Source organism: Streptomyces sp. NPDC049970, assembly GCF_040660235.1.
GTDB lineage: Bacteria > Actinomycetota > Actinomycetes > Streptomycetales > Streptomycetaceae > Streptomyces.
Map to the genome: position 1 here is coordinate 150,514 of NZ_JBFALP010000003.1, position 13,926 is coordinate 164,439.

The 13,926-nt window shown below is 70.7% G+C and carries 10 protein-coding genes; 2 read left to right on the forward strand and 8 right to left on the reverse strand.

The features are described from left to right. Positions 1 to 12 precede the first annotated feature (12 nt). Together AB0I83_RS06980 and AB0I83_RS06985 are read right to left on the reverse strand one after the other, a co-directional pair. Complete coding sequence (locus AB0I83_RS06980) at positions 13 to 996, reverse strand: helix-turn-helix transcriptional regulator (RefSeq protein ID WP_363303877.1); 984 nt, start codon at positions 994 to 996, stop codon at positions 13 to 15. 1 nt (position 997) lies between these two features. After that, positions 998 to 1,855: a DUF4097 family beta strand repeat-containing protein gene (locus tag AB0I83_RS06985; protein WP_363303878.1), complete on the reverse strand. Its 858-nt coding sequence runs from the start codon at positions 1,853 to 1,855 to the stop codon at positions 998 to 1,000. 167 nt (positions 1,856 to 2,022) lie between these two features. Between AB0I83_RS06985 and AB0I83_RS06990 the strand changes: the two genes are divergently transcribed. Continuing rightward, positions 2,023 to 2,892 carry a hypothetical protein gene (locus AB0I83_RS06990; RefSeq protein ID WP_363303879.1) on the forward strand — a complete coding sequence of 290 codons (870 nt, stop codon included), beginning with the start codon at positions 2,023 to 2,025 and terminating at the stop codon, positions 2,890 to 2,892. On the opposite strand, the gene AB0I83_RS06995 is transcribed toward AB0I83_RS06990, so the two are convergent. From AB0I83_RS06995 to AB0I83_RS07015, 5 genes are all read right to left on the reverse strand, one after another. Further along, on the reverse strand, positions 2,893 to 3,078 hold the full coding sequence (locus AB0I83_RS06995; protein WP_053136981.1) for a DUF6104 family protein: 186 nt from the start codon (positions 3,076 to 3,078) through the stop codon (positions 2,893 to 2,895). A gap of 89 nt (positions 3,079 to 3,167) precedes the next feature. Beyond that, the gene (locus tag AB0I83_RS07000; RefSeq protein WP_363303880.1) at positions 3,168 to 6,974 is read right to left on the reverse strand and encodes a multifunctional oxoglutarate decarboxylase/oxoglutarate dehydrogenase thiamine pyrophosphate-binding subunit/dihydrolipoyllysine-residue succinyltransferase subunit; all 3,807 of its coding nucleotides are present in this window, start codon (positions 6,972 to 6,974) and stop codon (positions 3,168 to 3,170) included. A 259-nt stretch (positions 6,975 to 7,233) separates the two neighbouring features. After that, on the reverse strand, positions 7,234 to 8,310 hold the full coding sequence (locus AB0I83_RS07005) for an ATP-binding protein (RefSeq protein ID WP_356534198.1): 1,077 nt from the start codon (positions 8,308 to 8,310) through the stop codon (positions 7,234 to 7,236). Beyond that, a complete protein-coding gene (locus tag AB0I83_RS07010; RefSeq protein ID WP_356534196.1) occupies positions 8,307 to 9,044 on the reverse strand; it encodes a response regulator transcription factor in 738 nt (245 codons plus the stop codon). Before AB0I83_RS07010 ends, AB0I83_RS07005 begins: the two co-directional genes overlap by 4 nt. Before the next feature lie 232 nt (positions 9,045 to 9,276). Then, the gene (locus AB0I83_RS07015; RefSeq protein WP_363303881.1) at positions 9,277 to 9,960 is read right to left on the reverse strand and encodes a spermidine synthase; all 684 of its coding nucleotides are present in this window, start codon (positions 9,958 to 9,960) and stop codon (positions 9,277 to 9,279) included. A gap of 360 nt (positions 9,961 to 10,320) precedes the next feature. On the opposite strand from AB0I83_RS07015, the gene lon reads away from it, so the two are divergent. After that, positions 10,321 to 12,756: an endopeptidase La gene (lon, locus tag AB0I83_RS07020; RefSeq protein WP_356841383.1), complete on the forward strand. Its 2,436-nt coding sequence runs from the start codon at positions 10,321 to 10,323 to the stop codon at positions 12,754 to 12,756. 149 nt (positions 12,757 to 12,905) lie between these two features. On the opposite strand, the gene AB0I83_RS07025 is transcribed toward lon, so the two are convergent. Then, complete coding sequence (locus AB0I83_RS07025) at positions 12,906 to 13,751, reverse strand: lysozyme (protein ID WP_363303883.1); 846 nt, start codon at positions 13,749 to 13,751, stop codon at positions 12,906 to 12,908. Between the last annotated feature and the right edge of the window lie 175 nt (positions 13,752 to 13,926).

Below are 13,926 nucleotides of genomic sequence, written 5' to 3' on the forward strand. Positions count from 1 at the left end.
GTCGTCCGGGTGTCAGGACGTGCCGCGGCCCTCGGATGCCCCGTCGGCGTCGGCCGTCTTCCGCAGCAGGGTCTCGATCCGTATCGCGGCCGTGGCCAGATGGCCCCGGGCCTCGGTGAGCTGGTCCTCGGTGACACCCTGGTCTCGCGCGGCGTCGCGGATGTCGTCGCGGAACCGGTCCAGCAGGCGGTCCAGGTCCCGGGCGGGATCGCCCGTGGCCGAGGTGTCGGCGGCCCACTCGATGTTCGGCTCCTCCGGAGCGGGCCTGGTGTAGAACGGCCAGGTGCCCGTGCCGGCGAAGCTGCCGAGGCGGCCTGTGATCTCGGCCAGGCCCTCCTGCACGCCCTTGGGCCAGTCGCCCCGTGCGAAGTGCTCCTGCACCTGACGGGCGGCGTTCTGCATCTGCTCACGGGCCCTGTCCTGGGCCTCCTTGGCCTGACGGCGCGCCTGCTCGGCGTCCTCACGGGCCCGGCGGGACTCGTCCTTCGCCCGGCGCGCCTGCTCCTTCCACTCCTGCTTGGCCTTGCGCAGCTCCTCCTTCGCCGTGCGCCACGCCTCCTTGTCCCCGAGTCCGGGGTCCCAGCCGCTCCGCCCGGCGTCGGGGGACTGCCGTGACTCCGAGGCGGCCGCGCGCATCTCGCTGCGCAGCTGGCCCGCCGCGCCGCGCACGTCGTCGCGGATCTCGGCGGCCAGTTCGGAGACCGACTCGCGGATCTCCAGTTCCAGGTCGGCGAGCTCCCCACCGCGTCCGGCGAGTTCCGCCCGGCCGGCGTCGGTGATGGAGTAGACCTTGCGGCCCCCCTCGGTCGCATGGGTGACCAGGCCCTCGGCCTCGAGCTTGGCCAGCCGGGGATAGACGGTGCCCGCCGAAGGCGCGTACAGCCCCTGGAAGCGCTCCTCCAGGAGCCGGATCACCTCGTAACCGTGTCGTGGGGCCTCGTCCAGCAGCTTCAGGAGGTAGAGGCGCAGGCGGCCATGGGCGAATACGGGGGGCATGTCAGAGCACCTTCCCGGTCGGCTCGGTGGTGTGGGCACTGTCCTGTGCGGATGGGCGCCGCAGCAGGGCGATCGAGCCCGAGACCGTCGTGGCCTTCAGCTTTCCCGTGCCGGCGCCCAGGGTGCCGGTGATCTTCTTCGCGCCCCACTGGCCACCCACCCGCAGGTCCTCGAAGGCATTGGAGACGGTCCCGCTCGCGGTGTTCGCCTCGACCCTCGCGTCCGCCGGGTGCGGCAGTCGGATGGCGATCTCGCCGGAGACCGAGGTCAGCCTGATGTCCGTCGGCTTCGGCGAGGTGTCCAGGTCGAGCACCATGTGACCCGTGACGGACTCCGCCCGGACGGACGTGCCCGCGCCTTCGACGACCGTCAGATCGCCGGACACCGACTGGAAGCGCAGATCGCCGGTGACCGACTGCGCCTCCACGCTGCCGGACACGGTCTCGGCCCGGACGACTCCGGTGAGCCCCACCAGGGTGCTCGCGCCGGAAATGCCCCGGAGCTCGGTGCGCCCCCGGATCCCGGAGACGACCGCCTCGGCTCCGATCACGCCGACCTCCACCGCTGCGCCCGCCGGAACGGCGAGCGAGATCGCCGCGCGGCGCCGCGGTGCCCTGCGGTCGAGCCAGGTGAGGAGGCCCTGCCAGGGCAGGTCCTCGTAGGCGACGGTCAGGGTGCCGTCCCGCTGGGTCACGATCAGCGGCGGACCGTCGATCTCGGACACCTCCAGCCTCGCGGTGGCCTCGTCGGTGCCGACGACGTTGATCATCCCGTCGACGATGCGCACGTTGAGTGCGGTCACCGGTTCGTCGAAGGTGAGCTTCCGGGGCTCGGCGACGGTCCACGTCGACTCGGGCATGGGTCGGACCTCCCGCTGGGTGGCGTGACGCAACATATCGCGTCTTCTTGAGAACACGATATATCGCGGATCGGAGAAGTCAAGAAGAATCGGCAGAGGGGATGGGAAGGGTGGGGGGAGGCTCTCAGCTCGCTCGTATTCGGGCAAATTGCCCTAGCGTGTGAGGCATGACCGCGACATCTGTGGGAGCCCTGCTGCTGTGCCGGGCCGACCCCGAGACCGTACGGCCCGTGGCCCGTCTCCTGCAGGAGAGCATGCTGCTCGTGCCCGCGGGGGACGGCTGGAGCGTGCTCGTCCCCGAAGGGAAGCCGTGGCGCAAGGACGGCCCGCCGGGTTATGGGAGCCCCGCGGCCGAGCAGGGCACGGAGCCCGTCGACCGGGTCGTCGGCGGCTGGGCCGCCGCCCTCGCGGTGGGCTCGACCTGGCCGGCGCTGGCCCTGTGGTGGGACGGCGACCGGTCCGGCTGCACGCTCGCCGCAGGCTTCCGGCGCCCGGTCGGCTACGTCTGGCTTGCCGACGGCACCCCGGTCGGCGAGGACGAGGCCATGCGTACGTTCGCCGCCCGGCTGGGCCTCGACCCGGTCCTCGACGTCCAGGTGCTGGAAGGGCTCACCCGCGCAGACCCGGAGGCGGACGCGGACACCCGGCTGCGCGGCCTGCTGGCCGTGCTCGGCCGTACCGGGGTCGAACTGCCGACCGGTCTGACCCCCGGTGATCCCGCCGACCGGCTGCGCTCGGTCGCCGCGATCCTCCCGCAGGCGGAGCAGATCGAGTGGGCCGGCTGGCGCGACGCCGTACGCGTGGAACTCGACGCGGTGGAGCGCGGGAGCCTCGGCCCCTGGGTGCTCGGCCCGCGAGCACGGGCGCTGGCCACGGCTCAGGTCGCCGCCGGAGTGCCCCTCACCCTGTGGGGAGCCCGCCGCCGGAGCGGCGGCTGGATCGCGGCCGGCCTGGTGCTCATGGTGCAGGGAGCGCTGGGTCTCGCCTACGACCGGTTCAGGAGCGAGGCGGACGCAGCCGGGAGGTCCGGGCGGTGACTACGCGTCCTCGTCGTCCTCGTCGTCCAGTCGGGCGAGCCAGGTCGCGAGGCGCTCTACGGGGACCTCGAAGTCGGGGTTGAGGTCGACGAACGTACGCAGTTGCTCGGCGAGCCACTCGAAGGTGACCTCCTCCTCGCCGCGCCGCTTCGCCAGTTCCTCGATGCCACGGTCCGTGAAGTACATGGGACAAGAATAACGAGCCAGGAAAGCCGGACGGCCCGGCCCCGCGAAGATCTCGCGGGGCCGGGCCGTCCGGCGCGTACAGCGGGTGGTCAGGCCTCGAAGACCTCGGAGACCAGCTGGGCCTGCTCGGCCTGGTGGCGCTTGGCCGAGCCGACCGCCGGGGACGAGCCGCGCGGGCGCGAGATGCGTCGCAGGCGCTCACCGTGCGGCACATCGGCACCGACGGCCAGGTCCAGGTGGTCGATCAGGTTGAGCGCGATGAACGGCCACGCACCCTGGTTCGCCGGCTCCTCCTGGGCCCAGAGGTACTTCTCGGCGTTCGGGTACTTGGCGATCTCGGCCTGGATCTCCGCACCCGGCAGCGGGTACAGGCGCTCCAGACGGATGATCGCGGTCTCCGTGTCGCCACGCTTCTCGCGCTCGGCGTCCAGGTCGTAGTACAGCTTCCCGGACACGAAGACGACCTTGCGGACCGCTTCCGCCCCGACCGACTCGTCGCCGATCACCGGGCGGAAACCGCCGGTGGTGAACTCCTCGACCGTCGAGGCGGCCGACTTCAGGCGGAGCATCGACTTCGGGGTGAAGACGATCAGCGGCTTGTGGTGCGGGTTGTGCACCTGCCACCGCAGGAGGTGGAAGTAGTTCGACGGGAGGGTCGGCATCGCGACCGTCATGTTGTCCTGCGCGCACATCTGCAGGAAACGCTCCGGGCGGGCGGACGAGTGGTCCGGGCCCTGTCCCTCGTAGCCGTGCGGGAGCAGCAGGGTGACGCCGGACGTCTGGCCCCACTTCTGCTCGGCCGAGGAGATGAACTCGTCGACGACGGTCTGGGCGCCGTTGACGAAGTCACCGAACTGCGCCTCCCAGATCACCAGGGACTCCGGGCGGGCCAGCGAGTAGCCGTACTCGAAGCCCATCGCCGCGTACTCGCTGAGGAGCGAGTCGTAGACGTTGTAACGGGCCTGGTCGTCGGAGAGGTAGAGCAGCGGGGTGTAGTCCTCGCCGGTCTTCTGGTCGACGAGGACGGCGTGGCGCTGGCCGAACGTGCCGCGTCGGGTGTCCTGGCCGGCGAGCCGGACCGGGGTGCCCTCCATCAGCAGTGAACCGATGGCCAGGGTCTCGCCCATGCCCCAGTCGATCGTGCCGTTCTCCACCGACGCGGCGCGACGCTGCATCTGCGGCATCAGGCGGGGGTGGACGGTGATCCCGTCGGGGATGTTGACCTGGGACTCGGCGATCAGCTTCACGACCTCCGAGGAGACCGCGGTGCCCACCGCGACCGGGAACTCGGCCTGGACGTCCGGGACATGCGGCTGGGACGGCGCCGAGGTGGCCTCGCGGACCTCCGCGAACACCTTCTCCAGCTGGCCCTGGAAGTCCTGGAGTGCCTGCTCGGCCTCCTCCAGCGTGATGTCGCCGCGACCGATGAGGGACTCGGTGTAGAGCTTGCGCACCGAGCGCTTCTTGTCGATCAGGGTGTACATCTGCGGGTTGGTGAACTCCGGGTTGTCGCCCTCGTTGTGACCGCGGCGGCGGTAGCAGATGAGGTCGATGACGACGTCCTTGTTGAACGTCTGCCGGTACTCGAAGGCGAGCCGCGCGACGCGGACCACGGCCTCCGGGTCGTCGCCGTTGACGTGGATGATCGGCGCCTCGATCATGCGCGCCACGTCCGTGGCGTACATCGAGGAGCGCGACGACTCCGGGGCGGCGGTGAAGCCGACCTGGTTGTTGATCACCACGTGCACGGTGCCGCCGGTGCGGTAGCCGCGCAGCTGCGACATGTTGAGCGTCTCGGCGACGACGCCCTGGCCCGCGAAGGCCGCGTCGCCGTGGAGCGCGACGGGCAGGACCGTGAAGTCCGTGCCGCCCTTGTTGATGATGTCCTGCTTGGCGCGGGCGATGCCCTCCAGGACCGGGTCGACCGCCTCCAGGTGCGAGGGGTTGGCGGCCAGCGAGACCTTGATCTGCTCGCCGTCCAGACCGGTGAAGGTGCCCTCGGCGCCCAGGTGGTACTTGACGTCGCCGGAGCCGTGCATCGACCGCGGGTCGAGGTTGCCCTCGAACTCCCGGAAGATCTGCGCGTACGACTTGCCGACGATGTTCGCCAGGACGTTCAGCCGGCCGCGGTGGGCCATGCCGATGACGACCTCGTCGAGGCGGGCCTCGGCGGCGGAGTCGATGACCGCGTCGAGCAGCGGGATGACGGACTCGCCGCCCTCCAGCGAGAACCGCTTCTGGCCGACGTACTTGGTCTGCAGGAACGTCTCGAACGCCTCGGCGGCGTTGAGGCGGCGCAGGATCCGCAGCTGCTCCTCGCGCTCCGGGGCCGGACGCGGGCGCTCCACCCGGTCCTGGAGCCACTTGCGCTCCTTGGGCTCCTGGATGTGCATGAACTCGATGCCGGTGGTGCGGCAGTACGACTCACGCAGCACGCCGAGGATGTCGCGGAGCTTCATCATCGTCTTGCCGGCGAAACCGCCGACCGCGAAGTCGCGCTCCAGGTCCCACAGGGTGAGGCCGTGCTCGGTGATGTCCAGGTCGGGGTGCTTGCGCTGGCGGTACTCCAGCGGGTCGGTGTCGGCCATGACGTGGCCGCGGACCCGGTAGGAGTGGATCAGCTCGAAGACCCGCGCGGCCTTGGTGACGTCGTCGTCGTGCGAGGCGTCGATGTCCCGGAGCCAGCGGACCGGCTCGTAGGGGATGCGCAGCGCCTTGAAGATCTCGTCGTAGAAGTCGTTCTCGCCGAGCAGCAGTTGGGACAGGACGCGCAGGAACTCGCCGGACGCCGCACCCTGGATGACCCGGTGGTCGTACGTCGAGGTCAGCGTCATGACCTTCGAGATGCCCAGCTTGTTCAGGGTGTCCTGCGAGGTGCCCTGGAACTCGGCCGGGTAGTCCATCGCGCCGACGCCCATGATGAGGCCCTGTCCGGGCATCAGGCGGGGCACCGAGTGGACGGTGCCGATGCCGCCGGGGTTGGTCAGCGAGGCGGTGACCCCGGAGAAGTCGTCCATGCCGAGCTTGCCGACGCGGGCACGGCGGACGATGTCCTCGTAGGCCTGCCAGAACTCGAAGAAGTTGAGCGTCTCGGCCTTCTTGATGGCCGCGACGACCAGCTGGCGGTCGCCGTTCGGCTTCACCAGGTCGATGGCGAGGCCGAGGTTGATGTGCTCCGGCTTGACCAGGGTCGGCTTGCCGTCCTTCACCGCGAAGGAGTTGTTCATCGACGGCATGGCCTTGAGGGCCTGCACCATCGCGTACCCGATGAGGTGCGTGAAGGAGATCTTCCCGCCGCGGGCGCGCTTCAGGTGGTTGTTGATGACGATGCGGTTGTCGAAGAGCAGCTTCACCGGGACGGCGCGGACGGACGTGGCCGTCGGCAGTTCCAGGGAGGCGTTCATGTTCTTCGCGACCGCGGCCGACGGGCCGCGCAGCGTCACGTACTCGGGGCCCGCCGGCGCCTCGGCCGTCGCGTCGGCCTTCGCCGCCGCGGGAGCGGGGGCGGCCTTAGCTGGGGCGGCGGGAGCCTTCGCGGGAGCCGCGGCCTTCGGCGCGGGCGCGGCAGCGGCCGGGGCGGCCGCCGGAGCGGCCGGGGCCTGCTGCGCGGCCTGTGCCGGAGCGGTGTCGGTGCTCGCAGCGGTGGCGGCCGGGGCCGGGGTCACCGCTCCCGCGGGTGCGGGGACGGGCTTGTCCGCCGTGCCGGACGCGCCCGGCTTGTAGTCGGCGAAGAAGTCCCACCAGGCGCGGTCGACCGAACTGGGGTCCTGGAGGTACTGCTGGTAGATCTCGTCGACGAGCCACTCATTAGGGCCGAAAGCGGCAGCCGGGTTGGACCCGGAGCCCGCTTCTTGATCGGTCGAGATGCTCGAGTTACTGGGGGACTGAGACGACACGGCGGCAACCGCCCTCTTCCGCTTCACAAGGTGATGGACAGCGGAAATCAAGGCTACGCCTCCCCAGCCGTTACGTGCAGGCCGGGCCGGTCTTCGTCGTGCACATCACATCGAAAGCCGGGTTTCGGCGCATGAAATGGCGGGAAACAAGCAAGGTTCCGCTGCCCTTCGGGTACGCGAGGCCAGTGCTGTGGCCCCCTGGACCGTATCTCTTTCCCGGGCACGGGTGAGAACGGGGCACTCCGCTTCGAACACGGGGTCAACTACGTAGTTGCGGGTTCCCCGGAAGAGTGACCTGAATCCGGCAGCCGCGGGCGGATTCGGCCACTCCGATCCGGCCGCCGTGCAGATCCACCGCCCACCGGGCGATCGCCAGGCCCAGTCCCGTCCCGCCGTCGCTGCCCGGCCCGTGCGGGGCCGGCGCCTGGCCGCGGTTGAAGCGCTCGAAGACCCGGTGGCGCTCCGCCTCAGGGATGCCCGGCCCCTCGTCGACGACCTCCAGCTCGAGCGACTCGGGATGGGCTCCGCGACGCGCCAGTACCGTGACCCGGCCGTGCGGCGGGCTGTGCTTGACGGCGTTGTCGATCAAATTGGCCATCACCTGGTGCAGCCGCTCCACGTCCGCGTGGGCCGTCAGCTCGGGCGGTGACACGTCCAGGTGCAGATGGACATCCGTACGCGAGTGGTTACCGGAGCCGGAGGAGAGCCGGCGCTGCGAGGCGGCGAGATTCGCCTCCTTCAGTACGCCCGAGAGGTACGGCCAGACCTCGAAGCGGCGAGCCCTGAGTTCGACCACGCCGTTGTTCAGCCGGGACAGGTCGAGCAGCGTCTCCACCAGCCGGCCCAGGCGTTCGGTCTGCTTCAGTGCCGTACGCATCGTCTCCGGGTCGGCGGCGGACACCCCGTCCACCACGTTCTCCAGCACGGCTCTCAGCGCGGCGATGGGAGTGCGCAGTTCGTGGGAGACGTTCGCCACCAGCTCCTTGCGGTGCCGGTCCTCCGCCTCCAGGTCCTCCGCCATGCGGTTGATCGTCTGTGCGAGGTCGCCGAGCTCGTCCCGCCGTCCCGCGCCGCTCACCCGGGTCGTGTAGTCGCCGTGCGAGATCGACCGGGCCACGGCACGCATCTCGTCCAGCGGCGCGGTCAGACCGTGCGCCACGAACTGGGTGATCAGCAGGGTGGCGATCACCGAGAAGACCGTGATGAACCGGAATTCGGTCCGGGTCCGAAGAGCGACGATCAGCAGGCCGGTCGTGATGAACACCGAGATCACGACCAGCGCGCCCAGCTTGGCCTTGATCGAGAAGGGCCGCAGTCCGGAGCCGGGCCGGGTCATGGCGCGGGAGTCTCCAGGGCGTAGCCGACGCCGTGCACGGTACGGATCCGCTCGGCGCCGATCTTCCGGCGCAGGGCCTTGATGTGGCTGTCGACCGTGCGGGTCCCGGAGGCGTCCGCCCAGTCCCAGACCTCGGCCAGCAGCTGCTCACGGGACAGCACCGCGCGGGGGGTGTTGGCCAGGCAGACGAGCAGGTCGAACTCGGTCGGGGTGAGGTGGACGTCGTCGGCCCGCACCCGGACACGGCGCTGCGCGTGGTCGATCTCGAGCTCGCCGAGGCGCAGGATGCCGCTGCGGGGTGTCACCGCGGCCAGTGCGGCCCGCTCGACGCGGCGCAGCAGGACGTGGACCCGAGCCGCCAGTTCCCGCATGGAGAACGGCTTGGTCATGTAGTCGTCCGCGCCGACTCCGAGCCCGACCAGCATGTCGGTCTCGTCGTCGCGTGCGGTGAGCATCAGCACCGGTACGGGGCGCTGCGCCTGCACGCGACGGCAGACCTCCAGACCGTCGAAGCCGGGAAGCATGATGTCGAGCACCATCAGGTCGGGCTGCCACGCCTCGGCCGCGTCCACCGCCGCGGGGCCGTCCAGTGCGGTCTGCACCAGGAAGCCCTCGGCCCGCAGCCGGGCGGAAATGGCGTCGACGATTGTCGCGTCGTCCTCGACCACCAGCACGCGGCGCTGAGCCGCGGGGGTGGCCGCGACGCCGTTCTGGGTGGTGTGTGTCTGTTCCATCGCCCCGCCCCTGCCCGTTCTCGCGGAGGCCATTCCCCCGGAGGCACGGTTATCGCTTGTGGATGTCGTCGGTGATCCCGTGTGCCGGTCAGCAGCGTAGAGGCAGAGGAGGCCTCCCGGCTACGCAGGGTGTTGTCCGTCGTGAAGGTGTTACCCGCGGAAAGGGCGTGGATCCCCGGTCTCGCGACGTACGACCCGTGGTGGGCCCGGTGCGTTCGCGCCGGGCGGGGGATCAGTCGTGCCTGAGTGCGAGATGGACCACGTCCGGTACACCTCGGGCAACCGCTACTTCTTCGGTCCTTACCGCGTGGAATCCGGCATTCCGCATAGCTTCCCCGAAGCCGGGGGACGGCTGTGCGGACCATACGGCGAGCACTCCGCCCGGGGTCAGACGGGCTCGGCAGGCCGCGAGACCGGTGGGCGAATAGAGGTTTTCGTTACTCTCCGTCACGGTCCAGTCGGGCCCGTTGTCGATGTCCAGGCACAGCGCGTCGTAACGCTCCGTGGTCGATCGCAGGTGGGTGACGAGGCCCGTGCGCAGGATCTCCGTCCGGGGGTCGGCGAGCGCCGCACCGGAGATCCGGCCGAGCGGGCCGTCGAGGTGCCAGTCCACGACTGCCTGCTCCCGTTCGACGACCGCGATCCTGCCCCACCGCGGCTCGGCCGCGGCGCGCACCAGTGAGAAGCCGACACCCAGTCCTCCGACCAGTACCGACGGATCCGGCCGGTCCGCGGGCAGGGCCGCGAGCGCGGCGTCGACGAGCAGGCGCTCGGAGCGCCCGTCGGAGGTGTCCATCAGGAAGCATCCGTTGGCGATGATCTCGAAGTCGTCGCCGCGTGCGCGGAGGACGACTTCGCCGAACGGCCCCTCGCGCCTCTCGACGACGACGGGGGCGAGTGTGTCTTCGACGGGCATGGGTGGTGCCTCCGGCCGGTCGTCGGGTGGGTGCGGGGCCGCCCATTTTCCCGGCCCGGGGACTCTCGGACCAGCGGTTTACCGCCGACTCACCCTCCGGGGTGCGGAATGCTCCGCTCCGCGGCGTGTGCCTCCGGCGGGCCGGTGTCCGGGCGAGGGGAATGGCTGAGGCTCGGACGGTGCTGCCGTAGGTGCGGGCGCCGGGCGGTGGCTCGTACGCACCCTCTGCCGGCAGGTCGAGGCCGCAGGTCGGGCAGGTTCGCAGGGGTGATCGCCCAGAGCGAACAGGCCGTGGGGAACATTCACCGGCTCACAAGCATTGAGTCCACATAGCTCAACTTGCCTGCCTAAGGGGAGATCATGACTGCAGGGTCCAACGCGTCCGGAGTGTCCACGTCGATCGACCTGCCCGTGCTGCCGCTCGACGACGAGGTCGTGCTGCCCGGAATGGTGGTGCCGCTCGACCTCTCGGACACGGAAGTGCGTGCCGCGGTGGAGGCCGCGCAGGCCGTCGCCCGGCCCACGGGCGGCAAGCCCGAGGTGCTGCTGGTGCCGCGCGTCGACGGGAACTACACCGGAACCGGCGTCCTGGGCACCGTCGAACAGGTCGGACGCCTCTCGGACGGGGACCCGGGTGCGCTCATCCGGGCCCGTGACCGTGTGCGGATCGGCGCCGGGACGAGCGGGCCCGGGAGCGCGCTGTGGGTGGAGGGCACCCGGATCGACGTGACCGTACCCGCACCCCTGCCCGGCTCCGCCGCCGAACTGGCCAAGGAGTACAAGGCACTGGCCACCAGCTGGCTCAAGAAGCGCGGCGCCTGGCAGGTCGTGGACCGGGTGCAGCAGATCGAGGACATCTCCGCCCTCGCCGACAACTCCGGGTACTCGCCCTTCCTCACGACCGCCCAGAAGGTCCAGCTGCTGGAGACCGTGGATCCGGTCGCCCGTCTGAAGCTCGCCGTCCAGTGGCTCGGCGAGCACCTCGCCGAGCAGGACGTCGCGGAGTCCATCGCCAAGGACGTCCAGGACGGCGTCGACAAGCAGCAGCGCGAGTTCCTGCTGAGGCGCCAGCTCGACGCGGTGCGCAAGGAACTCTCCGAGCTCAACGGCGAATCCGGATCAGGCGACGAGTCCGACGACTACCGGGCCCGCGTAGAGGCCGCCGACCTCCCGGGGAACGTCCGGGAGGCCGCCCTCAAGGAGGTCGAGAAGCTGGAGCGCGCGTCCGACCAGAGCCCCGAGGGCTCCTGGATCCGCACCTGGCTGGACACCGTCCTGGAACTCCCGTGGACAGAGCGGACCGAGGACGCCTACGACATCAAGGGCGCCCAGGAGATCCTCGACGCCGAGCACGCGGGCCTGCAGGACGTGAAGGAGCGCATCACCGAGTACCTCGCGGTGCGCAAGCGGCGCGCCGACCGCGGGCTCGGTGTGGTCGGCGGCCGGCGGGGCGGTGCCGTGCTGGCGCTGGTCGGCCCCCCAGGCGTCGGCAAGACGTCCCTCGGCGAAAGCGTCGCGCACGCCATGGGACGCAAGTTCGTCCGGGTCGCGCTCGGCGGTGTCCGGGACGAGGCGGAGATCCGGGGCCACCGGCGTACGTACGTCGGCGCGCTTCCGGGGCGTATCGTCCGGGCGGTCAAGGAGGCCGGTTCGATGAACCCGGTCATCCTGCTCGACGAGATCGACAAGGTCGGCTCGGACTTCCGGGGCGACCCGGCCGCCGCGCTGCTCGAAGTGCTCGACCCGGCGCAGAACCACACGTTCCGCGACCACTACCTGGAGGTCGAACTCGACCTGAGCGACGTGGTGTTCCTCGCCACCGCCAACGTGCTCGAAGCCATCCCCGAGGCCCTGCTCGACCGCATGGAGCTGGTCAGGCTCGATGGTTACACCGAGGACGAGAAGGTCGTCATCGCCCGCGACCACCTCCTCCCGCGCCAGCTGGAGCGGGCAGGTCTGGAGGAGGGGGAGGTCGCCCTCGACGAGTCGGCGCTGCGCAAGCTGGCGGGCGAGTACACCCGGGAGGCCGGGGTGCGGAACCTGGAGAGGTCCGTCGCCAGGCTGCTCCGCAAGGTCGCCGCCCAGCACGAACTGGGTGAGCGGGAACTCCCCTTCACCGTGGCCGAGCAGGATCTGCGGGGCCTGATCGGCCGTCCGCACCATGTGCCCGAGTCCGCCCAGGACCCGGCCGAGCGGCGCACCGCCGTCCCCGGTGTCGCCACCGGGCTCGCGGTGACCGGAGCGGGCGGTGACGTGCTCTTCGTCGAGGCGTCGCTGGCCGACCCGGAGACCGGGGCGTCCGGACTGACCCTCACCGGTCAGCTCGGTGACGTGATGAAGGAGTCCGCGCAGATCGCGCTGAGCTTCCTGCGCTCGCACGGTGCGGAGCTGGAGCTCCCGGTCGCCGATCTCAAGGACCGGGGCGCCCACATCCACTTCCCGGCGGGCGCGGTGCCCAAGGACGGCCCGAGTGCCGGTATCACCATGACGACCGCGCTGGCCTCCCTGCTCTCGGGGCGGCTCGTGCGGACGGACGTGGCGATGACGGGCGAGGTGTCGCTGACCGGACGGGTGCTCCCGATCGGCGGCCTGAAGCAGAAGCTGCTCGCGGCACACCGGGCCGGCATCACCACGGTTGTGATCCCCAAGCGGAACGAGGCGGACCTGGACGACGTCCCGGCCGAGGTCCTCGACACCCTTGAGGTCCACCCGGTGACCGACGTCCGCCAGGTGCTGGAGATCGCGCTCGCCCCGGCCTCGGCCCTTGCGGGGACAAGGATCCCGGCCGCGGCGTAGGTGTCATGCCGTGACGGACGTGGCACCGCGCGCACGGCCGGTACGGACGGCCCGCCCTCCCAGGAGGGCGGGCCGTTCCGCGTGCCGTGCCGTGCCGTTCGGTACGCGGGCGGCACGGGCGCCGGTCGCCCGGTGGTGCGGGCGGGGGATCAGCCGTTCGCGAGTGCCACCACACGGTCGAGGGCGCCGTTGAAGTGGTTGTGGTCGCCGACCGTCGGGCCGGAGGAGGTGTACTGCCACATCGTGTAGTAGCCCCAGCCGGCCGGGAGTTCGCCGACGGTGGTGTTGTAGCGGGCCACCCAGAGCGGGTTGGTGGCGCCGAAGCCGGCGTTGTTGCCCGTGCAGTCCTTCCACCAGCTCGTCGCGGTGTAGATGACCGGGTCACGTCCGGTGCGCGCCTTGTAGGTGTTCACGAAGTCCCGGATCCAGCCGACCATCCCGGCCTGGGTCTTCCCGTAGCACTGCGCGCCGTAGGGGTTCCACTCGATGTCGAGCACGCCGGGCAGAGTCCTGCCGTCCCTGGACCAGCCGCCGCCGTTGTCCACGAAGTAGTTGGCCTGGGCCGCGCCGCTCGTCGTGTCCGGAGTGGCGAAGTGGTACGTGCCCCGGATCATGCCGACGTCGTACGAGCCGGTGTACTGCTGCGTGAAGTACGTGTTCTTGTAGTACGTCCCCTCGGTGGCCTTGACGTAGGCCCACCTCACGCCGCTGCTCCACAGCGCCGGCCAGGCGACGTCGCCCTGGTGCCCGCTGACGTCCACACCCTCGGTCTGGACCGCGGCCGTGCCGGTGGAGCCTCCGCTCCCGCCTTGGCCGTCGTGGGCGATCACGCCCTGGCCCATCCGTGCCGTACCCCGTTCGGGGAACGCTGAGCTGTCTGCCGCGCCGGCCGCGCCCGGCAGGGCGAGCAGCAGCGCGAGGGCGGCGAGGAGCGCCGCGGCCGGGGCGAGGTGCCGGCGGCGGGCTGCGGGGGTCGTGGATCTGTGCACGAGCATTGCGTGCCTCCGAGGGCTCGGTGGGGGAGCTCATGGCACAGGAGCGGGTGCGGGACACTCCTGCGGTGCGGCGTCATGCGGCGCCATGGTGTGGACATGCCACGCGTGGCGCTCATGAAGCTACGCACGTAGACCCGCACTCCGGAAGGGGGTCCGGCCGCTGCCGGTGGTCTAC

Excerpts from the sequence above, each read along its gene's own strand:
- AB0I83_RS06980 (WP_363303877.1), bottom strand. The coding sequence starts at position 996 with ATGCCCCCCGTATTCGCCCATGGCCGCCTGCGCCTCTACCTCCTGAAG.
- AB0I83_RS06985 (WP_363303878.1), bottom strand. The coding sequence starts at position 1,855 with ATGCCCGAGTCGACGTGGACCGTCGCCGAGCCCCGGAAGCTCACCTTC.
- AB0I83_RS06990 (WP_363303879.1), top strand. The coding sequence starts at position 2,023 with ATGACCGCGACATCTGTGGGAGCCCTGCTGCTGTGCCGGGCCGACCCC.
- AB0I83_RS06995 (WP_053136981.1), bottom strand. The coding sequence starts at position 3,078 with ATGTACTTCACGGACCGTGGCATCGAGGAACTGGCGAAGCGGCGCGGC.
- AB0I83_RS07005 (WP_356534198.1), bottom strand. The coding sequence starts at position 8,310 with ATGACCCGGCCCGGCTCCGGACTGCGGCCCTTCTCGATCAAGGCCAAG.
- AB0I83_RS07010 (WP_356534196.1), bottom strand. The coding sequence starts at position 9,044 with ATGGAACAGACACACACCACCCAGAACGGCGTCGCGGCCACCCCCGCG.
- AB0I83_RS07015 (WP_363303881.1), bottom strand. The coding sequence starts at position 9,960 with ATGCCCGTCGAAGACACACTCGCCCCCGTCGTCGTCGAGAGGCGCGAG.
- lon (WP_356841383.1), top strand. The coding sequence starts at position 10,321 with ATGACTGCAGGGTCCAACGCGTCCGGAGTGTCCACGTCGATCGACCTG.
- AB0I83_RS07025 (WP_363303883.1), bottom strand. The coding sequence starts at position 13,751 with ATGCTCGTGCACAGATCCACGACCCCCGCAGCCCGCCGCCGGCACCTC.